Origin of the sequence: Polaribacter vadi (assembly GCF_018861005.1) — a bacterium.
Classification (GTDB): Bacteria; Bacteroidota; Bacteroidia; order Flavobacteriales; family Flavobacteriaceae; genus Polaribacter; species Polaribacter vadi_A.
Genome location: NZ_JAHKQL010000016.1, coordinates 1 through 26,472 on the forward strand (window position 1 = coordinate 1; position 26,472 = coordinate 26,472).

Annotated in this window: 17 protein-coding genes and 1 tRNA gene; 7 read left to right on the plus strand and 11 right to left on the minus strand. The window is 27.3% G+C overall.

The window, feature by feature from the left end:
* Positions 1 to 357 precede the first annotated feature (357 nt).
* The 4 genes from KO506_RS08220 to KO506_RS08235 all read right to left on the minus strand — a co-directional run bounded on the left by KO506_RS08220 (position 358) and on the right by KO506_RS08235 (position 3,394).
* Positions 358 to 618 carry a helix-turn-helix domain-containing protein gene (locus KO506_RS08220; protein WP_215994425.1) on the minus strand — a complete coding sequence of 87 codons (261 nt, stop codon included), beginning with the start codon at positions 616 to 618 and terminating at the stop codon, positions 358 to 360.
* Between the two features lie 182 nt (positions 619 to 800).
* Positions 801 to 2,039 carry a site-specific integrase gene (locus KO506_RS08225; protein ID WP_215994426.1) on the minus strand — a complete coding sequence of 413 codons (1,239 nt, stop codon included), beginning with the start codon at positions 2,037 to 2,039 and terminating at the stop codon, positions 801 to 803.
* 247 nt (positions 2,040 to 2,286) lie between these two features.
* Positions 2,287 to 2,360: transfer RNA gene (locus tag KO506_RS08230), tRNA-Ile, on the minus strand.
* A gap of 62 nt (positions 2,361 to 2,422) precedes the next feature.
* Positions 2,423 to 3,394, minus strand: a complete 972-nt coding sequence (locus KO506_RS08235) for a polyprenyl synthetase family protein (RefSeq protein WP_215994427.1) — start codon at positions 3,392 to 3,394, stop codon at positions 2,423 to 2,425.
* A gap of 127 nt (positions 3,395 to 3,521) precedes the next feature.
* Between KO506_RS08235 and KO506_RS08240 the strand changes: the two genes are divergently transcribed.
* Genes KO506_RS08240 through KO506_RS08255 form a run of 4 tightly spaced genes read left to right on the plus strand, consistent with a single transcriptional unit; the run spans position 3,522 to position 10,136 of the window.
* Complete coding sequence (locus tag KO506_RS08240; RefSeq protein ID WP_215994428.1) at positions 3,522 to 4,121, plus strand: TetR/AcrR family transcriptional regulator; 600 nt, start codon at positions 3,522 to 3,524, stop codon at positions 4,119 to 4,121.
* A 5-nt stretch (positions 4,122 to 4,126) separates the two neighbouring features.
* Positions 4,127 to 5,458 (plus strand): TolC family protein, encoded by a 1,332-nt coding sequence (locus KO506_RS08245; RefSeq protein ID WP_215994429.1) that lies wholly within the window; start codon positions 4,127 to 4,129, stop codon positions 5,456 to 5,458.
* A 10-nt stretch (positions 5,459 to 5,468) separates the two neighbouring features.
* Positions 5,469 to 6,644, plus strand: a complete 1,176-nt coding sequence (locus KO506_RS08250; RefSeq protein WP_215994430.1) for an efflux RND transporter periplasmic adaptor subunit — start codon at positions 5,469 to 5,471, stop codon at positions 6,642 to 6,644.
* A 6-nt stretch (positions 6,645 to 6,650) separates the two neighbouring features.
* Positions 6,651 to 10,136 (plus strand): efflux RND transporter permease subunit, encoded by a 3,486-nt coding sequence (locus KO506_RS08255; RefSeq protein ID WP_215994695.1) that lies wholly within the window; start codon positions 6,651 to 6,653, stop codon positions 10,134 to 10,136.
* An 83-nt stretch (positions 10,137 to 10,219) separates the two neighbouring features.
* On the opposite strand, the gene KO506_RS08260 is transcribed toward KO506_RS08255, so the two are convergent.
* Both KO506_RS08260 and KO506_RS08265 read right to left on the minus strand, forming a co-directional pair.
* Positions 10,220 to 10,768: a hypothetical protein gene (locus tag KO506_RS08260; protein ID WP_215994431.1), complete on the minus strand. Its 549-nt coding sequence runs from the start codon at positions 10,766 to 10,768 to the stop codon at positions 10,220 to 10,222.
* 10 nt (positions 10,769 to 10,778) lie between these two features.
* Positions 10,779 to 11,174, minus strand: a complete 396-nt coding sequence (locus tag KO506_RS08265; protein WP_215994432.1) for a hypothetical protein — start codon at positions 11,172 to 11,174, stop codon at positions 10,779 to 10,781.
* 145 nt (positions 11,175 to 11,319) lie between these two features.
* Here KO506_RS08265 and KO506_RS08270 point away from each other — a divergent pair, with 145 nt between their 5' ends.
* Positions 11,320 to 14,352, plus strand: coding sequence for a tetratricopeptide repeat protein (locus tag KO506_RS08270; protein WP_215994433.1), 3,033 nt, complete (start codon positions 11,320 to 11,322; stop codon positions 14,350 to 14,352).
* The gene (locus tag KO506_RS08275) at positions 14,349 to 16,058 is read left to right on the plus strand and encodes a DUF6531 domain-containing protein (RefSeq protein ID WP_215994434.1); all 1,710 of its coding nucleotides are present in this window, start codon (positions 14,349 to 14,351) and stop codon (positions 16,056 to 16,058) included. Before KO506_RS08270 ends, KO506_RS08275 begins: the two co-directional genes overlap by 4 nt.
* A gap of 12 nt (positions 16,059 to 16,070) precedes the next feature.
* Here KO506_RS08275 and KO506_RS08280 read toward each other — a convergent pair whose 3' ends face one another.
* The 3 genes from KO506_RS08280 to KO506_RS08290 are packed head-to-tail and all read right to left on the minus strand — an operon-like array spanning position 16,071 to position 21,970.
* On the minus strand, positions 16,071 to 20,147 hold the full coding sequence (locus KO506_RS08280) for a caspase family protein (protein WP_215994435.1): 4,077 nt from the start codon (positions 20,145 to 20,147) through the stop codon (positions 16,071 to 16,073).
* Between the two features lie 12 nt (positions 20,148 to 20,159).
* Positions 20,160 to 20,882, minus strand: coding sequence for a hypothetical protein (locus KO506_RS08285; RefSeq protein ID WP_215994436.1), 723 nt, complete (start codon positions 20,880 to 20,882; stop codon positions 20,160 to 20,162).
* Positions 20,858 to 21,970: a CHASE2 domain-containing protein gene (locus tag KO506_RS08290; protein ID WP_215994437.1), complete on the minus strand. Its 1,113-nt coding sequence runs from the start codon at positions 21,968 to 21,970 to the stop codon at positions 20,858 to 20,860. Before KO506_RS08290 ends, KO506_RS08285 begins: the two co-directional genes overlap by 25 nt.
* A gap of 104 nt (positions 21,971 to 22,074) precedes the next feature.
* On the opposite strand from KO506_RS08290, the gene KO506_RS08295 reads away from it, so the two are divergent.
* A complete protein-coding gene (locus KO506_RS08295) occupies positions 22,075 to 23,001 on the plus strand; it encodes a hypothetical protein (RefSeq protein WP_215994438.1) in 927 nt (308 codons plus the stop codon).
* Position 23,002: 1 nt separating this feature from the next.
* On the opposite strand, the gene KO506_RS08300 is transcribed toward KO506_RS08295, so the two are convergent.
* Both KO506_RS08300 and KO506_RS08305 read right to left on the minus strand, forming a co-directional pair.
* On the minus strand, positions 23,003 to 24,988 hold the full coding sequence (locus tag KO506_RS08300; protein ID WP_215994439.1) for a caspase family protein: 1,986 nt from the start codon (positions 24,986 to 24,988) through the stop codon (positions 23,003 to 23,005).
* A gap of 11 nt (positions 24,989 to 24,999) precedes the next feature.
* Positions 25,000 to 26,415 (minus strand): hypothetical protein, encoded by a 1,416-nt coding sequence (locus KO506_RS08305; RefSeq protein ID WP_215994440.1) that lies wholly within the window; start codon positions 26,413 to 26,415, stop codon positions 25,000 to 25,002.
* Between the last annotated feature and the right edge of the window lie 57 nt (positions 26,416 to 26,472).

Sequence of the window (26,472 nt, forward strand, 5' to 3'; positions counted from 1 at the left end):
AACTTAAAAATGCAACCTTTTTTGTAGGTATATATAAATTTAATATATACAGTTAAGCTAAGGCTATAACACTCTCTACATCTTTAAAATGTATCAGATTAATTTCAATTCGTTAAAATATAATAGACACATTGTAGTTAGTTGTGCCTAAGAATTCAAGGATAAATGTTGAAAGGTTTTTTTACACTAAAAACCCTGTCTTTTTTTGTTATATAATAAGGTACTTATTTAACCTAATAGTCATTAGTTTTATAGAGCAACATATTTAAAAGGCGAAGGCATATGTTTACAGTTTTATATAACCATTTATAGTAAATTATAATAGAGGCATAAAGTAGTATTTACACCTCTATCCTATTACTTATTACTATTTTTTTCTAAAATCTCTAAAATTACACTATAGTCATAAAATAGAGTTGAACCTATTCTAGTATAGGGTAAATCCCCATTTATCCTCATATTCTGCAGTGTTCCCGCAGATATATTTAATAACTTCCTTACCTCTGCAGATCTAAGGTATTTTTTACTATTACTTATGTTTCCTATTGGTTTTAATGCCTCTAAAACCTCTTGTTTAAAACTATTAAACTCTTCTCTTGATACGATTTCAATATTCATTTCTAAAAATTTATAAAAAACAACACACAATACGCATGCTTCTTATATTATCATACTTTAAAAAATATTAACTATGCTTCTGAGTGGTAAAATTTATTAAAAATAGTTTCTAAGATTAGAATTTAATTGTACAAAAAATCCCTCTACTAAAAATTAAGAGGGATTTAATATGGTTATACTTATTAAATAGCTTTGTTCATATTTCCTTGATCAGAAGATTGATTTCTCTTCTTTAATTTCTTTCTCAAATCTGCAACATCTTCTTCAACCATAACTTTAGAAATTTTTGCGTAGTGTCTTGTTTGTGATGTTGTTTTATGCCCCATAATTCTCATACTCGTTTCTATGGGTGACCTATTGGCAGCTAATATTGTAGTTCCGAAAGTATGTCTTGCCATGTGAAAATGTATTTTTTTATGAATTCCGCATAGATCTCCAATAGTCTTAAGGTATGCATTCATTTTCTGATTTGTTAATGTGGGCAATAACCTACCAGAAACAACTACAGAATTATCATTTTCATATTTTTTAATAATTTCTTCAGCAATAGGAAAGAGAGGAATATCACACAAAACATTAGTTTTTTGTCTTTTTATTCTTATCCATCTATATCCATCCATTCCTTGCACTATATGTGTATCACTAAGTCTTTGTACATCGCAATACGCTAATCCTGTATAACAACAAAAAATGAATATATCTCTAACTCTTTCTAAACTTTTATTACCAAAATCTTTCTTGTAAATAACATCTATTTCCTGCTGAGTTAAAGAAACAACATCTTTAATTACTTTTGTTTTTTTGTAACTTGAAAAAGGATTCGAGTCAAGCCAACCATTTTCCACAAAGGTTTTAAAAATCGCTGCAAGAGTTTTAACATATCTTATAGCGGTATTATTATCTATATTCATTTTAGTTCTTAAATGATAGTCATAGTCGCTTACAAACTGATTATCTACTCTTTTAATATCTATATCACTTAAACCATACTGTTGCATTAAATACTTTTTGACATGTTTGAATGAAGTAATGTATTTTTTGTAGGTACTATTTTTTACTAATGCTTTTTTTCGCAGATTCCAATTTTCAATTGATTCTATTAGCATATGTCCTTTTTCCTCAACATTTAGGTATTTATTCATTAGTGTTTCAATGTTGACCTGAATTTTATTATTTATTAACTCTTGACTTGCCATAAAAACTGAATGTTCTACTGAAATTAAAAACTTATTTAGTTCTCTAATATCCTCTGTATTGCCTTTCCCTCTTTGCTTTACAGTATTCCATCTTTTAGAGCTAATACTCTTGCCTAAGGACTTCTCCTTTCTTCTACCATTTACAGTTATCCTTAAGTAAATTGGGCTTTCTCCTTTCTTATTTTTTCTGCTTTTTAAATAAATTAATGTGTTTACATTTTTCATATTATAATAAATTTTATTGAAATTCTATTTATATAATACCCGAGAAAAATTATAAAATAAAGCGCAAAGCATAAATTTGACCAATTTTAATAATTATTTTCTGGTGTCCATAAAAAAAAGTGTAGAAATGGTCTCTAAATGGACACCTTAATAATGAGTGAAATTGTTTATTTTGACATATAAAACCAAAAAAAAACACTGTAAACGTTATATTTACAGTGTTTTCGTCAAAATTGTTTGTTAATAGTGGTCCCACATGGACTCGAACCATGGACCACCTGATTATGAGTCAGGTGCTCTAACCAACTGAGCTATAGGACCTATAATTTTGGTTTGCAAATGTACTATTTATTTTAAATTATTTGCAATAAAAAATCAAATAATTACACAGTTCTATTCATTAACCATAAACCAAAATCTTTTAAGTTTTGTTTATTGTCTCTAGAAATATCCATTTTAGATAAAGTATCAAAGGCTTTTTCTGTATAATTTGCTATCTGTTCTTTTATTAAATGTGGTATATCATTCAACTCAAAAATTCTAGTAACTTCAGTTATCTTTATTGAATTTTCTTCTAATTTCTGTTTGTAAAAAAATTGAAGCTTTTGTTGATCTTCTTTGTTAGCAATTTCTAAAGCTTTTAAATAAAGAAAAGTTTTTTTATTTTCAATAATATCTCCACCAATTTGTTTTCCAAATGTTTCTGGATTACCAAAAGTATCTAAATAATCGTCTTGTAACTGAAAAGCCAAACCTAAATTTAAACCAAAATCATAAATTAAATCTGCATTTTTATCTTCTGTTTCTGCTACAATTGCACCCATTTTTAAAGCTGCAGCGACTAAAACTGATGTTTTTAAACGAATCATATTAATATATTCATCAATAGTAACATCACTTCTGGTTTCAAAATCTACATCTAATTGCTGGCCATCACAAACTTCTAATGCTGTTTTACTAAATAATTTTGCTAATTTTTGAAAAACAATCGGTTCGTAATTTTCAAAATACTGGTAAGCTAAAATCAACATAGCATCACCAGAAAGAATACCTGTATTAATATCCCATTTTTCATGCACAGTGGCTTTACCTCTTCTTAAAGGTGCATCATCCATAATATCATCATGTACCAAAGTAAAATTGTGGAAAACCTCTATAGATAATGCTGCTGGTAATGCTTTTTTATAGTCTGATGAAAAAATATCAGCAGCCATAAGCGTTAAAACTGGTCGAATTCTTTTACCTCCTAATTGTAGAATATAATCTACAGGTTCATAAAGGTTTTTAGGCTCTTGAATCCAATTTTTTGATTTTAAATATTCTAAAAATTCTTGTTGATAATGTAAAATGTTCAAATCTGTATTTTTTTGTAAAAATAATGTAAAGAAATTTCACTTTTTAATTCGAATGTTAAAAAATCATTAAAACTTTGGAAACTTTTTTTGTTTCTAAAGTTTCCAGGTGTATATTTGCACGCGAATTATGAAAGAAAAAATAATAGAAAAATCTAACGAGCTCTTTTTAAACTTTGGTTTTAAGAGTGTTACTATGGATGAAATAGCCAGTGCTCTTGGTGTATCTAAAAAGACTATTTATAAGTATTTTAATAATAAAACAGCACTTGTAACTTCTGTAACTGAACATATTTTTAACAACATAAGTTCTGGCATCAATCAGATTTGTAGTTTAAAAAAGAATCCAATTGAAGAATTATTTGATATAAAGCGATTTGTTATGTCTAATTTAAAAGACGAAAAATCATCTCCTCAATATCAATTACAAAAATATTACCCAAAGATTTTTGTATCCATCAGAAAAAAACAATTCGAAATTATGCAGGTTTGTGTAATTAAAAATTTAAATGAAGGCATAAAACAAGGGTTATACAGAAAAGAGTTAGACGTAGAATTTATCTCTAGAATTTATTTTACTGGAATGGTAACCATTAAAGACAAAGAACTTTTTCCTTTAGACAACTATTCTATGAACACGCTAATGAACTATTATTTAGAGTATCATTTAAGGGGTATTTGTACAGAAAAAGGATTAGAACAATTAGAAAATCAACTAAAACAGAAATAGAACAAATGAAAAAAACAATTCTGGTATTTTTAAGTACTTGTTTTTTCTTGATTACAAATGCACAAGAAAAAACAATGAATCTATCTCTTAAAGAAGCAATCAATTTTGCTATTGAGAATAGTTACAACACAAAAGCAGCTGAAAATGATATTAAAGTTGCAAAAGAAACTGTTTGGGAAACCACCACAATTGGATTGCCTCAAATTAACGGAGCTGTAGATTATCAAAAATATTTAAAGTTGCCTGTTACTTTATTAGATTTTGATAATGATGGTGTAAATGAAGAGTTTGTTTTTGTACAAAAACAAAATATAAATGCCTCAGTAACTTTAAGTCAACTACTCTTTGATGGCTCTTATTTAGTGGGTTTACAAGCTTCTAAAACTTATTTAAAAATTTCTAAACAAGCCAAAGAAAAAACGGAATTAGTAACTAGAGAAGCTATAATTAATGCTTATGGTAATGTTCTTGTTGCAGAAAAAAGCATCGAAATTTTAAAAAGAAACAATGTTGTAAACGACAGGATTCTAAGAGAAGCAAAAGCAGGTTATGAAAACGGATTAGCTGAGCAAGAAGATGTAGAGCAATTCGAAATTATTAAAGGTAACATAGAAAATAACATTAGAGCCACAGAAAGGTTAAGAGACATAGCATACAAACTTTTAAACATTTCGTTAGGTAACCCTATTGAAACTAATTTGGTTTTAACTGATAGTTTAGAGTCTTTAGTACTTGCAAACACTAATTTAAATTTATTAGTAGAAGAGTTTAAACTAAACAATCACATAGATTTTAAAATTGCAGAAAATGATAGAGAAACGAAACGTTTAACTATGCAATTAGAAAAAAGTAAAAATTTACCAAGTTTAAGTGCTTATATAAATTATGGCACTCAAGCTTTTTCTGAAGAGTTTTCTTTCTTTAAAGGCGAACAAAGATGGTTTCAATCATCATTATTAGGTGTTAGTTTAAACGTACCAATTTTTAGTAGTTTTGGTAGAAAAGCAAAAATAGCACAAACCAAAATTAACCTAGAAACTGCAGACATTCGTTTAGAAGAAACCAAACAAAGATTAAGTTTGGCAGCCCAAAGTGCAAAAAGCGATTATCAATTAAGTATCGATAATTATGAAACTGCAAAGAAAAACTTAAACCTTGCAGAAAGAATTGAAAAGAAACAACAAATTAAGTTTGATGAAGGAATTACTACTAGTTTTGATCTACTTCAGGCTCAAAATCAATTATACACTCAACAAAACAACTATGTACAAGCAATGTTAAACATCATTGCCACAAAAGCAACCTTAGAAAACGCATTAAACTTACCAATCAAATAATCACAACACAATGAGAAAAATATATTCATTATTAGCAATCACTATTATTTTAATTTCTTGTGGAGAAAAGAAAACAACCTCTGTAGCAGATTTAGTTTCTACAGGAACTTTACAAGAATTAACAGCTAAAAAGAAAGAAATATCAGCAAATTTAGAAGCTATTAACCAAGATTTAGAAGCTATTAACAATGCTATTTCAGAAAAAGATACTGTTAAAAAACTTCCGTTAATAACAACTTTAACAGCAAAATCTGAAGTTTTTACACATTACTTAGAAATTCAAGGAAATGTAAAAACTAAACAAAACATTTTGGTTTACCCAGAAATGCCTGGTATTTTAAAAACCATTTTAGTTAAAGAAGGCCAAAGAGTTGCTAAAGGACAATTATTAGCTACTATAGACGATGGTGGAATGAGCAGCCAAGTTGCACAATTAGAAGCAACAACAGCATTAGCAAAGACTACTTTTGAGCGTCAAAAACGTTTATGGGATCAAGAAATTGGTTCAGAAATTCAGTTTTTACAAGCAAAAACAAATTACAAAGCGCAAGAGAATACATTAAAACAACTTAAAAGTCAATTGTCTAAAGCTTCTGTAAGAGCTCCTTTTTCTGGTGTTATTGATGATGTAGTAAAAGAACCTGGTACAGTATTAGTTGGTGGCCAAGGTTCAGAAATTTTTAGAATTGTGAATCTAAACAACATGTATGTAGAAGCAGAAGTGCCAGAAAGATACATTACTAGTATTACTAAAAATAAAGAAGTAAAAGTTTCTTTTCCTGTTTTAGGAGAAACTTTAGAAAGTTCTGTAAAACAAGTGGGTAGTTTTATCAATCCTAATAACAGATCTTTTAAAATAGAAGTGCCTGTAACCAATAAAAGTGGTAATATAAAACCAAATTTAACAGCCAAACTTCAAATAAATGATTATTCGCAAAACGAAGCCATTTTAATTCCACAAAGTATCATATCAGAAAATGCAAATGGTGAGCAATTTGTTTATGCTATTAAAGGTAAAAATGCAGATAACGAAGCTGTTGCAGAACGATTAATTATTAGAACTGGTAAAACACAAGGTAATTATATAGAAGTTTTAGAAAACCTTTCTGTAGGCACAGAAATTATTGATGAAGGTGCACGTAGTGTAAATAATGGACAAACTGTAAAAGTTATCAATATAAAATAATTAATGATGACAGAACAAAAAAAACAAGTAGATAAAGAGTTTAAATTATCATCCTGGGCAATTCAAAATAAAACAACCATTTATGTAATAATGGCTGTATTATTCTTCTATGGTATTTCTGCGTATTTAACCATGGCAAGAGAAAATTTTCCAGAGGTAAAAGAAACTAAAATATACATTAGCACTGCTTATCCTGGTAATACAGCAGAAGATATAGAAAAACTAATTACAGATCCTATAGAAGATCAAGTAAAAACAGTTAGTAATGTTGTAGAAGTTACCTCAACATCGCAAGAAGATTACTCTATTGTTATTGTTGAGTTTGATGAAAACATTTCTGTAGAACTTGCAAAACAAAAAGTTAAAGACGAAATCTCTACAGAAACCTCTAGTGAAGATTGGCCAACTTTTAATGGCGCAAAAATAGAACCTAATGTGTTCGATTTAAGTATGTCTGAAGAAATGCCTATTTCTAACATTAATATTTCTGGTGATTATCCTATTTATAAATTAAAAGAATTTGCAGAATATTTACAAGATGAAATAGAAGATTTATCAGAAATTAAACAAGCAGACATTCGTGGAGCACAAGAAAAAGAAGTAGAAGTTGCTGTAGATATTTATAAAATGATGGCTGCAAAAGTTAGTTTTAACGACATTACTTCTGCCATTAGCAATGGAAATGTAACCATGTCTGCAGGTAATTTTATTACAAGTGGACAAAGAAGAACTGTTAGAATTATTGGTGAAATTGATGAGCCAGATGCGTTAGAAAATTTTGTAATAAAATCAGAATTTAATAATCCTGTTTATTTAAAAGACGTTGCAACTGTATCTTTTAAAGACAAAGACAGAACAACCTTTGCAAGAGAAAGAGGAGAACCTGTTGTAATGTTAGATGTTAAAAAACGTGCAGGAGAAAACATGGTTGCTGCTTCAGAACAAATTAAAGAAATTGTAAACGAAGCCAAAGAAAACTATTTTCCTAAAGATTTAAAAGTTACCATTACTAATGATCAATCAGACAAAACAATTGGTCAAGTAGACGATTTAGTAAACAACATTATTTTTGGTGTTGTTTTAGTAGTAACTGTTTTAATGTTTTTCTTAGGATTTAAAAATGCAGTATTTGTAGGTTTTGCAATACCAATGTCTATGTTTATGTCTTTAATGATATTAAACATGCTAGGTTATACTATGAACACTATGATTCTTTTCGGATTAATCATGGGGCTAGGAATGCTGGTAGATAATGGAATTGTAGTTGTAGAAAACGTATATCGTTTAATGGACGAAGAAGGTATGAACAGAGTAGAAGCTGCCAAAAAAGGTATTAGTGAAATTGCTTTTCCTATTATAATATCTACAGCAACAACAGTTGCCGCTTTTATTCCATTAGGTCTTTGGCCAGGAATTATGGGAGATTTTATGGTATTATTACCAATAACATTATCTACAGTATTAGGATCATCTTTATTAGTCGCAATTTTCTTTAACTCTGTTTTGGTTTCTCAATTTATGAGTGTAGAAGATGTAGATATGCCAATGCAAAAAATTGCCATTTTAACTGGTGTAATGACCGTTTTTGGAATTATCACATTATTAACAGGTGGAGCATATAGTGCTCTTGGAGCATTAATGATTTTTACAGCAATTATGCTTTGGATTTATAGATTGTTTTTAAGAGGATGGTCTAACAGTTTTCAAAATAAAATATTACCAATTTTAGAAGGTTGGTACGAAAAAAGATTAAGAAACTCATTATCTGGTAAAAAACCATACTTCTTAGTAGCCTTAACCTTTATTTTACTAATTGCTTCTTTTATGGCTTTTGGTTGGTCTTTAAAAACACAAAGAACAAAAGTTGAATTTTTTCCTGATAACAAACCCAACCAAATTATTGTTTATATCGAATATCCAGAAGGTACAGATATCAAAAAAACTAATGAAATCACTAAACTTATAGAAAAGAAAGTTGAAGACGTTTTATATAGTGATGAATATATGGATGGTGACCATAACTTTATGGTAGAAAGTTTAGTTTCTCAAGTTGGTGAAGGTGCAGGAAACCCACAAACTGATGGTGGTTCTGCTGCAGAAATGCCTCATAAAGGTAAAATTACAGCTTCTATGAGAGAGTATAAATATAGAAGAGGTTTAGACAGTGAGTTAATGCGTCAAAAGGTGCAAAAAGGCTTGGTTGGTATTTATCCAGGAGTATTAATTTCTGTTGAAAAAGATTTAAACGGACCTCCTGTTGGATCTCCAATTAACATAGAAATTGAAGGTGATGATTATGCTGAGTTAATTCTTACTGCGCAAAGAATGAGAGATTTTATCAACACAAAAAGCATTGTTGGTATAGACGAATTAAAGATTGATGTTAACAAAGACAAACCTGGTATGGAGGTTTTAGTTGATCGTAAAAAAGCAGGTGAATTAGGTGTTTCTTCAGGGCAAGTTGGGCAGCAATTAAGATCATCTATTTTTGGTAGCAAAGCTGGTGTTTATAAAGAAAAGGGAGAAGATTACGATATTTATGTTCGTTTTAATAAAGAAAACAGATACAATACAAGTGCTCTTTTTAATCAGAATATTATTTTTAGAGATATGGCTTCTGGACAAATAAAAGAAATTCCGGTTTCTACTGTTGCCACACAAAGCAATAACTCTAGTTTTAGTGCTATTAAACATAAAGACATAAAAAGAGTTGTTACTGTATATTCTGCTTTAGCTCCTGGAGAAACAGATGCAGCTGCAGTTGTTGGTAAAATTCAGGCAGAAATGAAAAACTTTAAGAATTTACCAGAAGGAATTAAAATTGATTACACAGGGCAAATTGAAGAACAAAACAAACAAATGGCATTTTTAGTAGGTGCATTCTTTACAGGTTTGGCATTAATTTTCTTCATATTAATTTTCCAATTTAACTCGGTTTCTAAACCAACAATTATTATGATTGCTATTTTCTTAAGTTTTATTGGAGTCTTTGGAGGAATCGTTATTTCTGGTAGTTCTTTTGTTATTATGATGACAATGATGGGTATTATATCTCTTGCTGGTATTGTTGTAAATAACGGAGTTGTATTATTAGATTATGCACAATTATTGATTGATAGAAAGAAGCATGAATTAGGTTTAGGCGAAAATGAATATTTAGAAAAAACTGATTTATTCGAATCTATAGTTAGAGCTGGTAGAGCACGTTTAAGACCAGTTTTATTAACTGCAATTACTACAATTTTAGGTTTAATACCGTTAGCAATTGGTTTAAATATTAACTTTTTTACTTTATTTACAGAATACAATCCTCATATTTATTTTGGAGGTGATAACGTTGTTTTCTGGGGTCCTTTAGCTTGGACAGTAATTTATGGTTTGTTGATTGCTACATTTTTAACTTTAATTGTAGTTCCAATTTTATTCTTCTTAGTTACACAATTTAAAATGTGGTTAAAAAGAAAAACAGCACCTAAAGCAATAGCTTCTTAAAAAAGAAGAAAAAATATTTTTTAGTTAGTAGTTAGTTAAAAGGGTTAAAATTATAATGATTTTGGCCCTTTTTTTAAGTCTTATCACCTTTTTAAATACAATTTTGTCTTTTCTTCTAAAATCTGCGCTTCATATTCAAAATCAGAAGTCCAATTAAATTCGAAAACATCAAAACCACCAAAACATTCTGTTGGTTGTAAATCAAAAGCTTTTAAAGTCATTAAAAAACGATCTATACCACCAAAAGGATAATTTCCAGTCGAAAATTTTACGATTCCTTTGTTGTTTTCTGTTTTTTCTAAACTATCTAAATTAACCTCAAAACCATCTTCTAAATAATTAAGTAAAGAAAGGTTGTATTCATTAATTAATTGGCTTTTAGCATTTTCTAAAGAAAAATAGCGTTCTAAAAATTGCTTAGCATACTCAGGAAAAAGAGTAGCAAACAATTTCCTTTTTGGCCTGTCTTCATCGAAATACGCATCAATTTCTTCTTCTGTTGCAGTTTCCCAATCTATTTCTAGTTTTTCCTCTTCATATTCACCAATTCTAAAAGCATCCATATGATTGTAAACTACTTTAAAATCTTTAAATTTTTCTAATTCTGTTATTGTAAACTTAATATAGAGCATCTATTTTAAATTAAATTGATAGTTCGTTTTTATGCATTTTAAGATGAATTTTATTTTGTTCTTTATCTATAAACGTATAAACTGTAAAACACATTTCATTTTTATCTTCATGTAAAACATTCATAGAACTAAAACCTAATTCTAGTTTTGGATTTTTATATTTTTTAGACAAATGTGCTAACAAAACTTTAAAAATTGCTTCATAATTTTCTTCAAAATAATGGATTGCATTTATTTGAATATCACTCATACTATGCAAATAACTCAAACTAATATTGTCTGCATATAAATTGCAATACCCATCAGTTTTTTGATTCTCATCAATTTTACTACCAGAATCATCTACTTTTCTAAAACCTTCTGTAGATGAAATATATACATAATCATCATAATCTCTAGTTTGCATATTTCTAATTTTAGTAAAAGTATAAAATAAATTAACTTCTATTATTTCTTAATAAAAACCTCTAACTCTCAAATTTACTGAATAATAAGTTGTTTATTTTAAACAAATAAATTTTCATTAAATTTAACATCAGAAAAAACAATCTATGAAAAAAATCTTTTTTTTAATTTTCTTGATGTTTGTTTTACCTTTTTTTGCGCAAGAAAACGGATCTAGAGGAACACTTACAACAAGTAATAAAAAAGATACAATTAAGGGAGTTAAAAGAGCTTTGGTAATCGGAATTTCTGATTACAGTTCATCTAATTTAACTCTTAAATATGCAGATGATGATGCTGAACTTTTTAAAAGCTATTTAACTAAAATAGAAAAGGTTAAAGAAGAAAACATTACTCTGCTTACTAATGAAGATGCCAATTCTTTTAATATTTTAACAGGTCTTAAAAACTTAAAAAACAGTGCCAAAAAAAATGATATTATCTATTTGTTTTTTGCTGGCCATGGAGATGTTGTAGATAAAGATAATGTACAAGAACAATTGGGTTTTTTATTGGCTTATGACGTAAATCAGAATAGAGAATTTTATGGCACTCAAGGTGTAATCCCTTTTAATAACATTAGTAATACTGTTAACGAAATTGCGAGTAAAGAAGCTAAAATAACCTTAATTTTAGATGCTTGTAGGTCTGGTTATTTATCTGCAGATGGTACACAAAACAATCTAAAAACATTTAATAAATATCTACAAAATTCCACAAAATTACTTAGCTGTAACCCTAATGAATTGTCTTACGAAGGCGATAATTTAAAAATAAGCGAAGGCAAAATTGGTCATGGTTATTTTACTTATTATTTAGTTTTGGGTTTAATGGGTGCAGCAGACAATTTAGTACAAGATAACAAACTACAATCTTTTGAGTTGCAAATGTTTTTAAATACAACTGTAAATTCTGCAACCAATAACAAACAAACACCTATTGTAAAATCTAAATCTTCTGCAGATATTTTTAAAGAAGTATTTTCTTTAGATAAAAAAGAGGCTTTAGAGCAGGTTCAAAATCCGTCAGGAATAAAAAATATTTTGGCCTCTAGAAGCAATGCTAACACCAACGAAAAAGGTTTAGATTTAAACTCTAAATTGATACAACAATTTAATAATGCTTTAGCTAATAAAAATTATTATGGTAAAACTTCTAGTGCTTACGAAACCATAAAAGAAGCCATAAAAGAAGAAAAAATTGCTGATGGTGTTATTCAATTAATGAAAAATAAGTTGGTTGTAGCTCTCTCTATAAAACCTCAACTTTTAATTAATGATTATATAGGTAATGTAGAAAACTTACCAAATGGAAACGTATTTACAAAGAATGCTAAACACCTTGAAATTTGTTTAGATTTATTAGACAAAGACAATTATAGTTACAACCGAATTTTAACTAGTAAGCTTTTTTTAGAAGCTTATGCTATCATAAAAAATAAACAGTTTAACAAATACCCTGTTGCAAAAAGAAAACTGAATGAAGCTCTGCAAAAAGAAAAAAAAGCGGCTTATATTTATAATGCTTTAGGTATCGTTTTAAATTATGAAGAAGATTATAAAGAATCAGAAAAAAATTATAAAAAAGCTAACCAATTAATACCTACTTGGTATTTTCCTATTAATAATCTTGGTGTAAATTATTATGAACAAACAGATTATACTTTAGCAAATAAATATTTTAATAAGGTTTTATCTAAAGATCTTAAAAATAAAAATGCTAACCATAATTTAGGCGCAGTTGCAGAAAATTTAGGTAGGTATCAAGAAGCCGAATATTACTATCATCAAGTAAAAAAACAAAGTGGAGAATATTTATCAATATCCCTCAGAAATTTAGGGAAACTTTATAAAAGAAAAGGGAATATAAAACAAGCTGAGACGTATTTTTTAAAAGCTCTAGAAAAAGACCCTAAAGATGTAAACGCATTATTTGATTATGCTAATCTTTTAATTGATGAAAGTATAAATCCACAAAAAGCAGTAAAGTTATTAAAGAAAGCAATAGAATTAGAACCTTATTTATCTAAAGGATATGCAGAGTATGCTGGTTTTTTAAGACGTTTTCCCAAAAACGATAATGATTTAATTAAGGCAGATAGTCTTTTTAATATTGCTATAAAAAACAATCCTTTTTATACTTGGTCTTATGCAAGTAGAGGTTGGTTATTTTACAAACAAAAAGAAAATGAAAAAGCCTTGACTTCTTTTAATGATGGTATAAAAAACAATCCTAAAAAAGCAAGTTCATATTACTATTTAGCTAGTTTTTACAATACTGGTTTAAACAAAAAATCTCTTGCAAAACAATATTTCGAAAAATCTTTACAAATAGATTCCTTTTATATGCCTGCTTATAAAGGTTTAATTGAATTGTTAAACTCAGAAAACAAATTTGATGTTTCTATAGATATGCTAAATAAAGTTATTAAAAGAAATAGCAAAGCACCAGATTTATACAATCTTTTAGGGAATACTTATTATGCCCAAAAAGAGTATTTAGAAGCTATAAAATATTATCAAAAAACAATAAGTGTAGATAGCACTTATGCTAATGGTTATTTAAATTTAGCCTACAGTAAACTTGTTACCAAAGATTATAAAAATGCCTCTAAGTACTTTAAATTATCTGCCAAATACAATCCATATAAAAATAAAACAGTCAATTTTTCTAAACTATTTTTACTGCAGGCCAGAAAAGCAAAAAGAAAAAATAATGTAAAGGAAACCAAAAACATCTTAGAACAGGCCAATAATTTAGACAGTAATATAGAAACCGTTTTTATGCAATTAGAATTGGCTTATCTTACAAATGAATTGAAAAATTCATCCAATTTAATTACTGAATTAAACAGCTTTTCTGCATCTAAAAGTTGGCAAATAAAAAAATACGAGTTGTTTATAAAAGCTTATTTAGATCTTAAAAATTTAGAGAAAGCAAAATTTTACTTCGCAGAATATAAGAAAACAAACCCAATACCAAATGCAATGTTGCAGGTCCTTTTGTTATCCTTAGAAAATAAAAATAAAGAAGCAAAAGAACTACTAAATACTATAAACCCTTTACTATTAAGAGATACTTATTTAAAGAGAAAATACAGCAACTCAGCAATTAATATCATTAAAAAATTACAAGAATGAAAAATAAAACAATAATTAATTTACTAATTATAGCACTTATAAGTTTTAGTTTAAATGCTGGGGTTAATCTTAAAAATGGTAATTTCTATATTTCTTATACAGATGTTTTATTAAAAAATTATAACTCTGCTTTTAAAAAAATTACAAGAACTTACAATTCTAAATCTACAGAAATAGGTTTGTTTGGTTTTGGTTGGGGTACAAAATTTGAAACCTCAATTACGGTTTATCCTGATGGAACTTTAAGGGTAAAAGAATATGGTGCAGGAGGAAAAACTGTTTATTCTTCTAATTTTATTTCTGATGATTTAACGCAATTAATGATAGATGATTTAATAGAAATAATGCAAGAAGAAGGTGATTTAGAAATGAATCCGACTGCGATTACAAACCAAATAAATACCTTAAAAAATGACATAAATACGCGTTTAGATAAATGGGATAAATATGTTAAAAAAGGCTTATTAGAATATCCAACAGATTTTCCTATTGGCTCTGAATGGGAAAGTTTTACAAGGGGTAATCAAAAAATTACGCTAACTAAAGAAGGTTTTGTTAGAAATCAAAAAAACAAAAACGAAAGAGAAGTTTTTAATACTAATGGCAAATTAATTAAATACGATTTAGGTGATGGTAATTTTACAATTTTAGAATACACCAACAATACTATTTCTAAAATGATAACTGGTGATGGAACTGAATTAATTTTTGAAACTAATAAAGATGGCTTTGTAACCAAAATTTACTTTAAAAACATAGATTCTGAAAAAAGTTCTAGTTATAAATATGATGATAATACCTTAATTTATAATAAAGACATTGCATACAATCATTATGGCTATACTTATGATGAAAATAAAAATCTAACAAAAATTCTCTATAATCCTGTTAGACAACTTGGACAAAAAGAAGATGTACAGCTAATGTCTTATCACCCAAAAACATCTTATATAAAAAGTATAACAGACAGAAAAGGAGATACTATTTCTTACGAATACCCTATATTTTATAAAGAAGATGGTACAAAAGACGACAATCATTATGCAACCAAGGTTACCAAAAAAGGATACAATGAAAAACTAATAACCAACATTTATGAATACTTTATAGGAGCTAAAGGAAATGGAGAAACCTATTCAAAAAAAATTATTACCACCATAAATGGGATAAAAACAGCCACAGAATATGATGAAATTTGCAGCAAACCTATAGAAATTTCTAGAGGTAAACACACCACCAATTTTAAATATAATAACAGGTGTTTATTAATAGAAAAACATTCTACAAAAGGAGATTCTATTGCTATGAAATACCACCCAACATCAGAAAAATTAACCTATGTAAAAAATGATTCTGGTATTTTTGAGTTTACGTATGATGAAAATTTGAACTTAACAGACGTGCAAAAAAATAAAAATCAGTGGGTTAAATTAGTTTACGATGTTAATAATAAAATTACAACAATGACTGATGGTAATAAAACAACAGGCAAAACTAGAACTCTAACTTTTTTATACAATAAAATAGGAAAGCCTATTAAAATAGAAATGAAAGATGTTGGCGCCATAAATGTTACTTATGATAAATATGGTGAAATAGAACGTGTAGCCAGCGAAGATGGTCATAAAATGGCTTTACAAGTTACGCAAGCTTTCCAGAGCTTATTGCAATTGGTAAAACCATCTGGAGTTAATTTAAATATGTAAAAGAACACTAGTTTACCAAGCTTTTAGAATAACATTTTTATTAATTTCTCTAATATCTGGTATTTGTTTACCCTTAGTTAATTCTATAACTTCTTTTAAAACTTCTGCTATAAAATCTTCAGTTAATGGTATGGTTTTTTGAATACCTTCTTCAGTAACTCTATAAACACCCATTTTACTTTTTAAAATTTTTAAATAAGCAGAGGTAAAAGCACCATTACTTAATTCTTTATTCTCGAAAGCAACATCTGCACCAGAAGAAGCTGATAAAATAGTTACACCAGATTTAGATAAAAAATCATCGAATAAAGTAGATACAATATCAGACATTTTAAACTTAGGTGCTTTTTTGCTGGTTTGTGTTACAGTTCCTCTTTTTCCTTGCTCACTAACAGCTGTTTTGTTATTATTAGAATCAACAATATCTAAAGTATTACCTGCATGACAAGTATCCATCAACAATAATTTATTTATGGCTTTGGTGCTAGATAAACTATTAATAAGCGTTTTAAATGCAACACCATTTTTAGTAACATCATTAAAATCCATATTATGAGGTGCATAGTAATAATTGTTCTTTTTATCTAAAACTCCATGACCTGCAATAAAAATAATTACCTGATCTTCTTGTTTTGTATTCTTTAAAAAGTCAATTATTTCTGATTCAATATTTTCTTTAGTAGCCTCTTTATTTGTTATTTTTTTAACAAAGGTTTTATTAAAAGAGAATGGGGTTGATTCTGATAAAATTTTGTTTGAACTAAAACCTATATAGTTATAATCGCTCACTAAAGAAGGTGAAGATTTTATAAATTTTGGAATAGAATTAACGATATACATTCCTTCAATATTATATTCTTTATCAATAAATGTCTTGGTTTTTAAAATTGTACCTTCTAAATTATAAGTAGTTATTTTAAATCTAAATTCATTTAATTTACTACTTAAAACTGTAATTTTCTTACCATCATCAGAAATAGAAAATTTATCACTGTATGTTGTTTTTATAGGAATTTTTGTTGGAATTTCATCTTTAGATAATTTTTGTAGATATAAAAAATCATCATATCCAGAAAACAATAAATAATTCCCATTATTTGATAATGATTTAAAATTTGCACCTAAAGTATCCCAACTTTCCATTGAAATTACTTCATCAGAAAAAATATACTTATCTGTTTTATAAGTTACTGTGTCTTTTTTATTCGTTTTATCGTTTGCAATAATTGTTTGGAATTCGTTTTTATTAGTAAGTTTTGTAAAATAAAACCAATTACCATTTTTTAAAGGTTGTATTTTACTGAAGTCAACTTCATCTTTTTTAAATGGTAAAAGAACTTCTTCTGGTTTTTTTGAATTAAAATTATATGAATAAATTTTATTATTAGAAGATCTAACATAAAATTCATTTTTATTGGGAGCTATAAAAATTTGTTGATTTGAATAAAGATCTATTTTAAAATCTTTTGGCAGATTTATCTTATCAACCTTTTGAGTTTTAAAATTCCAAATAAAAAAATTTTCATTTCTAATTTCTAACCAAATTTCACCATCTAAATCTACAGAGTACAAATTGCCAAGAGAAGTATATTCACCCAAATATTTATTGATACTAGATAAATTATTGTTTTCTAGATTTTGTAATATGTATTTATCACTCAAAAAATCATCCTTAAAGTTTTTGATAGTAACAGAATCTAACTTGCCATATAAATTGGCAATATCAAAAGCATCTTTATCTGCAAAAGTTAAGTTGTAAGCTTCTTGTTTGTATTTAGAAACACCAATACTTAAAACGTATAAATCTCCTTTTTTATTCGTATTTTTTAATTGATTATTTGGTTTTACTTCAACAAAAGTATTGTTGTTTATTCTTAGTGAAGTTGCCTTTTTTAGCAATGTTAAATATTCTTGATTTGGCTTACCAAAAACATTTAATACTTCTGCTGGCTTATAAAGATTTTGATCTGCATTTTTAAGTGATATTTTTTTATCATCTTTAGTAACAAACAAAAAATCATTAGCATTTGTGTTACTAAAATAATGATTATTAGCATCGTAAAAAACATGTTCTTTTTCTGATGGATGAAACATACCACCAATTTCTTTTAATGTTTCTGTATCTACTACACTAATTTTACCATTAGCATAACTAATCATTAATTTACTAGCGTCTTTGTTAAAGGAAACAGATTTAATAGGTTCTAAATAATCTTTTTCAATTCTTTTTTCACCTACAATAACACCAACATTTTCAATTACCAATGCTATTTTGTTATTCTTGTAATCTAACTCATTAACATAAATAAATGGTTTTTTTTCTGATTTAAAAGTATCATCATCATTAGGTACAAAAAATATACTTTCATTTTCGAACACATATTTTTCTTGTGAAAAATATTTATAACTCACAACAAAACCATTTTCTGCTTTATGTAGAAGAAAGTGTGTGTTTTTAAGTTTTTCTTCTAAAATAATCGTCTTTATATCTACTCTTACCTGAGCTAGGTTTTCATCATTTATGGTTAAAATATGTTTTGCTCCTTCAGAAAATTTTGCGAATTTATACAGCCCAGTAAACTCTTTCACTACATTATTTTCTACTAGAGCCAAAGGTTGAGGCTTTGTATGACCTGTATTAAAGTATTTTTTTGGGCTTAAAAGTAATTTGTTAGAAGTTGCATCAAAATCTATAATACTAAAATATTTATCTTTTATTTTATAGAGTTTGGTTACTTTATCATCTATAAAACTATACTTAAAAATATAACTTTGGTTTGTACTTAAATCAGAACCTCTAAATACTACTAAACCTGTTTTTTTATCAAAAAAAGGATTGTCTGTATAAAATGAAACTTTATGATTTACCTCTAAATAATCTTTAAAACTTAGTGTATTAAAACGATTATTAAATGTGCCAGAAGTAAAATATTTTACCTGTAACTCATAATTACTTAAAAAATTTGATTTTTTTAATACAGAACCTTGTACTAAAAAACTATCATCAGGTAAAAAAATACCTTCATAAAATTTTTGAGGAAAATTTGGGTAAGAATTTACTGTTTTTCTGTTTTTAATGGTAGAAATTGTAAAATTAGCAATTGAATTATAAGTATTAAAAACATTAGAAGTTACCAATTTATTATTGCTAATAAAACCTCCTGAATACGCACCTTCTTTAATATTTATATTACTTAAAGTAAGCTTGTTGTTTTCTAAACTTAAAACAATTGGATTTTTAGGAAAATTACTTTTATCTGTTATAATTATTTTCTTTTTATCTAAAAAATCATCAACAATTGAGGTTGAAAAAACGGTAGAAAACCAAGGAATTGTTACCTCTGGTTTTGCTTCTCTTTTGCCATTTGTATAGCTAAAAACAGATAAAATATTCTCTTTATCGTTTATTGTTATCGTATATAATTTGTTGATTTTTTCATTAAAAAAGGGATATAAAACTTCGTTTATATCTTCTACTTTACTTTGCCAAAGTATTTGGTTGTTTTGTAAATCTCTATAAACTAAATTTTGGCTTTTAAGATTAGTTTGTTCTAAATAAGCAATATGTGTACTATCTTTATTAATGGTTGCAACGTTTACATTTGTATTTGGTTTAAAAGATTTAAATAGTTGAAATTTATCATTTAAAACGCTAACCAAAAAAGACGTTGCTGTTGTGTTACTTTCAGAAATAATTGTAAAAGGGCTTTTTTTATTACTGATAACATTGCCTTTAAATACGTTTTTTACTAAAACTTTACCTTTTGAATCTAGAATCCAGAGTGAATCTTTACTTTTAAAAAACAAACCTTTTCCATCAAAAATTAAACGTGGACTTTCAATTAAACAATTGTTTCTTTTTTTTAAGGTACTATGATAGCTAAAATTGTCTGTGTTGTATTTTAATATTTTTCCAGATTTATCAATTGTTATTATTCTTTCACCATCTTTTGTTACGAGAATATCTGTAATTTGATCTGAATGATGATCTTTTAAATGAAGCTTATATGTGTCTTGAGAATAACTTTTATTTATTAAGCCTAAAAGGATAAATACATAAAAAAATAATGCTCTTTTGTTCTTTTTCATAGCTTTTCATTTTTAGTTTTTTAATAGTAAATCCACCTGTTTTTTAGATTTGTAAAGTGTATCTTTTTCTCTTTTATGAAATTCTTTTTCAGAAACTATTTCAAAAACATTAAAGACTTTGTTACTATCTAAAGAGTTTTCTGTGGTAACTGTCCATTTATAAACACCTTTTTTTAATGGTAATAAAACACCTAAACTATTGGCATAATCTAATCTGTATTTACCTGCAATATTGTTGGTTTCTGTGTTTATAATCCAAAGGTAAAATTCTTTTTCTCCAGTTGAATTCCAATTAAAATTTACAAAAGAATTAGAAGTAAAATAAGCATAGTTTTCTGGTGAATTTAAGAATTCGTTTCCTCTAAAAACAGCTCCATAAATACTCTTTTTTTCTTCTATTTTTAAAAACTTTTTATAGACATAACTCAAATATCTTTTACTAACGGATTTTGAATTATTTGCTATTTTTTTTTGTTTAATTTGATGAAACGAATATGTGCCTTTGTCTAATATTTGATACATATTCGAAGCATTGTCTAATAAAATTACATTTCCGTTTGCAATAGTTAAAGATGATTTTACATCAACTAAAGAACCCACAAATACCTTCTTTTTAGTCTCTTTTAAAGTAGCATTACCTTTTACTTGATAAACTACTAATTGTGATTGTGCAAAAGTGTTAATTGCACAAAATATTAAACAAAAAATGATTATTTTTTTTTGAATGAAAGCCATTTTTTTATGGGTAAATTATTAAAAAATTCAGAATAAGGCATCATTTCTATAGCCAAAACAGGACACAAAATTATGAGTGCTACAGAAAATTTTATCCCTTTTGTAAAAAGTAAAAGTGATATCCAAATCATTAAAATAGAATAGGTTAATTGAAATACTTTTTCTATTAATGTTTCATGTGTAAAACCTTTACTGTAAATTATTACAAACAACCAAGAGGTTAAAAAAGTAACTATAAGGTTAATTATTATTAAAATAAAAGTTGGTGTTTCTTTAATAAAATCTTCCTTAATTAAAGAGTTTATAATATTTGCATGCACTGTAACTCCATACATATCTGGTATTGTTTTACCTGTAAAATTTGTATTTATAGGTGTAAATTTCTTGTCTAAAATATCATTTACGTTTCCTAAAGGCAATCCTAAATAACCTAAAATAACTACTTTGTTTTTTAAATATGGTATGGTTTCTTGTAACATAACATCATTAAAACTCATGTGCAAAAACTGCTGATAATTACCATAATATTTAATAGGCCTAACACCAGAATTCATAGCAATTTCTTTTTTAGAGGCTTTAGAAGCTATTTGATATGAAAATGAAGAAAGACTATCTTTTTGGGTTACAAAATCTCTAATTACATTGTTTTTATCTGCTACCGGATTAAAATTAACAAACCCTTGATTAGAAAAAGCAAACATTTTGTGATTCTGAATATTTGGATACACAAAAGAACCCACCAACAAATCTTGATGTTCTTTTATGGTTAATGCCAAAATTGAATCTTTAAACTGATCTTTTTGTTCTCTAAAAACAGCATCTACTCCAATAACTTTTGGAGATTGATTTGCCAAATGATCTATTAAAAAAGCTAATTCTTCTCTATCTCTGTTTTCTATATTTACAAGAATAATATCAGAATTTACTTTATCATATTTAAATATGTTTTTAGATTGTACTAAATCTAAGTAACTAAAATCATCGAAAGCATCTTCTATAAAGTCAAAAACAGAAATATTAAAAAATATAAAAGACAACAAACCTAGTGCTATATATGTAAATATGGTATGCTTAAATGCTGATTTCATTACCCTTAAAGTTGCTTTTAGGCTAAAATAATCAATAATTTATTAATTTATTGACTTGTTGTATTTTATAAGAAACTTTCTTTATTTTTACAAAAATGATAACTATGACTTTTAGAAAAAATACACTTAAAATTATTACAAGTTTCTTTGTTTTAACCTTATTATTTTCTTCTTGTGCAAGTCATCAAAGATCTAACATACCTTCTAATGAAAATTTTGTTGTTGAGTTAACAAAGCCAAAATCTAGAGGTAGTTTAGTAGATACAGCCATAGAAGGTCTTTTTATGGGGGCTAAATATTTGGTTGATAATTCTACTAAAAAACTAATAAACACCTACACCAACTCAATTTCTATTAACGATTATTACAATAATTTTAGTGGCGAAATTGCAAAAACTTATACTGGTATTCAATTAAAAAAATATGCAAATCCAATTGAGGCTGAGCAAAAAGCGGAGATGAAGTCTATAATGACTAGAGAAATAAAACCTGAACAAAAATCTAGAGGAATTGCAAAATCTTCTTTAATTATGGAAGATATTTTTCCAAAAGAAAATGAAGATTTATTAAACTTTCATGCAGTTATTAATTTTGAAAGTGATAAAGATAACCCTGGTGTAACTCGTTTAAGTTTTAATGAATTAAGAGTGTTTTTCTCTAAAACAAAAGTTTTTAAGGATGAAAACTTAAATGCTCGTGTTTTAATTTCTATAGAAGGCCAATGGAGAAGTACTGATGGCTCACCACAAACAGCAACTTTAATTGAGCAAGAATACGATTTTAAAAATATTAAATATGGTTATGAAAACCAAATTGATGAACCTATTTTAACTAAATGGTATTATGACATTCCTATTTTTTCTGAGCTAGAAGAAAATGCCACTTATGGTGTTATAAAAGTAAATGTACAGTTAGAAGAATATGAAGGCAACAAGAGTAAATACTTAAACAAATTACCTTCTATTTTAAGTGATAATAAAAGTGCTATTATTAAAAATGGGTCTTCAACTATTAATAAAATTGTAGAGTAAATTACTCCTTTACAATTTCATAAATTATTTCGGTTGTATAGCCATCAACTTTATCAGAAACCACAATAACACCTTCTTGCCCTCTAGAATTTAAAAAAGTACTATTCATAAAATTAGCTAAAGGATTGCTTGTACCTCTTTCTCCAGAAACACCTCTATTTTTTATGGTTGATGCAATATTTATAGGGTAAGGAGAAGCAATACATTTTAAAACCAACTTTTCATAAGGTGGACCATAGCTCATTATTTTATCATCAAAAAGTACTGTTTTTCCTTTTTTAATAAGTCTTTCTTGGTTGTTCATTTCAAATCCTTCACTAGGAAAAATACTGTTTATTTCTCCTTTAGAATTCACTTCTATTATAGTAAAATACAAATCTTTTTTTGAGTGATTTGTTACTTCGAAAACTAATCTGTCTTTACCTGGTACAATAGTTAAAACATTATTTTTTATTAACTCTTCTGGCTCACCAATTTCATTTTCTTCAGTAATAATATTTAATTTTACGGGTAATGCTCTAAAGGTAAATTCGTATTTTTTGTTGTTAAAATTTAACTTTTTCATATAAGAACCATGTGCATAGGTAGATAATGATTCTTTTAAGTTTGCAACTTTTTCTAGACTTATATTTTCTTCTATTGGTGTGTATCCATTAGATGTAAACAAATTAAAAGTATTGTTTTTCTCTGTTAAAATAACATCAGATTTTATAGAGTCTACAAGATTACCAAGTTTTGTTTCGTTTAAAAAGTCTTTAATTTCTTTTTTAAATTTGGTGTTCTTAACACTTTTATCAAAAGAAACATTTAAAGAAATTTCTCCATAACTTTTCTTATTGATATAAATATTATAATCTTTTTCGTTTTTGCTTTTAAGATCTTTATCAAACAAAATATTGCTTTCATTAAATTTTGCTAAGACTACTTTTCCTCTCGCTAAAATTTTTGATGAATCCATTTCTTTTAAACCTACAGGCATTAAAAAAACGGTTGTTCCTTTAAATATTCCTTGCAATTTACCTGCCTGAACTTTTACAGCATTACTTGTTAAAATATTCTTTATTTTAAAATATTCTTCTTGTTTTACATATTCATTTTTAAACAGTTTAATATTTTGGTCGCCTTCAATCCCTGGATGCTGATTTGGCGAAAAAGTATTCATTTTAGCACAAATAACATCAAATAATTGTCTGTAGGTAAAGTTAGATCCTAAGTCACTCATGGCTTCTGAAAAAGCGTAACTTAATGCTCCATAACCATCAGGATGTTCGTAATTTAACTCGTCTGCAGATGCACCAGAAATTAAAATATAAGGTGCTGAGTTTTTATTTACTTTAACCTCATCAAACATGTCACTACCTGTTGCTTTTGCATCTTTGCTTGCTTTCCATCCTTCAGGTGCAAAAACTGTTTGTGTTCCTCTTGCTTTACCTCCTCTTGCAGAAGATCCTGAATGACAACTATCTAATAATAGTAATAACTGACCATCTTTACCTAAAGTATTTCTTATACCTGCTGTAATATTTGCCAATTCATCATCTCTAATATGGTTTTGCCCCTTGTAATTGTAAGAATAAGAAGCCATAGCATCTATAGGCACAATGGCTTCATCTTTATCATCTGCTTCATCTAATTTACCTTCAGTTTCACTATCAAAAATTGGTTGTCCATGGCCTGAATAATGTACAACAACAACATCGCCTTTTTTTATTTTATCTTCTTTTAACTCTTTAAATGCTTGTAAAATTCCTTTTTTGGTAGCTTCTCTGTCTATTAAAGTAGTTATATTTTCCTCTTTAAAACCTTGTCTTAATAAGGTTTCTTTAATTAAAGGAACATCGTTAGCAGAACTAATTGCACCCCAACCTGTACTTCTTGGGTAATCTCCAATAGCAATAATTAATGCATGTTTTGTTGTAGTGCTTTCTTGTGCTTTTGTAAAACCAATAACACAGAATAAAAGGAGTAAGAAATAAATCTTTTTCATAATTATTTATTTTAATTCAATTCGAAAAGGCTAAATGAAATTCCGAAATAATATCCAAAATCATACACAGATTTGGTAAATAAATCTATATCCGTAAAAGTAGCAGTATCACCTACTTCTAATCCGTTTTTTAACTTAGTTACTGTACCATAAGCTACTCCACCAGATAAAGACAACCTACTTTTACTACCTAAAAATATTGTTGGACCTAACAAAAAGTTAATACCTCTTGCTTCTCCAGACACAGGAATTGATACTCCAAAAGAACCTCCAATATTAAAACTTTCGCTAATTACTGGATAAAAATTAATCATTGTACTTAGGTTTGGAGTTGAACCATTACCAGTATCTTCTCCAATAATATTATTTTCGTCTATAAAAAACTCTTTAGATTTAGAACCAAAATTATTTAAAGTTAAAGCAACACTTGTGTTAATTTTAAAACCTCCTTTAGAAAATAGATTCAAGCTTCTTGTTTTTATCAAGTTAGCTTCTGCACCTTCTGTTTGTGCCAATTCGCTTTGTATAAATTTAAGTTCTATACCTACTTTATCTGCCTCAATAATATAATCGTAGGTTTGTTCAAAGTTAGAAGCTTCTAAACTTGTATATAGGTTTTTAATTGTATTTAAACTTTCTGAAGTATTAGTTTGTTTGGCATTTAGACTCAATTTTAATGCTTCTAAATTTTTAAATGCATTATTGGTTTGCACTAACTCGCCTCTAGACATTGGTTTTTCGCTATCTAAAGTCTCATCAATTTCAGAACTAATATTGGCAATTTCATTTTGTAATTCTCTAGTATCTTCTTTTACAGCATTGTCTAAGTTATATAAAAATGTATAATAATTTTCTTTAGGATTTGGTATTCTAGCATCCATAAATTTAGAAGATGACTCTTTTAAATTTTTAAGAATTTCTGTTTTATCGAAATTAGGATTTAATAAATTAGACCTAAAAGAAGCTTCTATAGCATCTATATTTGTTGTTAATTTATTTAAATCAGAAAATTGATTGCTAAGTTTATCGCCTCTAGATTTTGCTGCTTGTGGATCTTTACCTCTAGATAAAAAGGAGTTCTCGCCTGCAACACTACCTACATTTAAATTTAAACTTTCGCCAGATAAAGAATTTACATTACCTAAAAGTGAACTAAAATTAAAACCACTCATTTTTGGGTGAATCGTTTCTTCTTTTACGTCTGTTTTTATATTAACAGCAAACGGATTTACATTTGTTAATCTTAATTCTATTAAACTATTTCGCTTAAATTTAGGTGATTTGAGTGTATCTTCTATATTATTAAGTTTATCTAACTTATAATAATTAATAACTTCTGTTTGATAATTGTAAGTAACTCTATATTTTTCTTGTGATATAATTGCGGTTGCAGAAAAAACGAGAAATAAACTTAAAATTTTTTTCATTATAGATTTTTTGATTGATTTAAACGCCTAAAAATAACATTTTTAAAATAAAAAGAA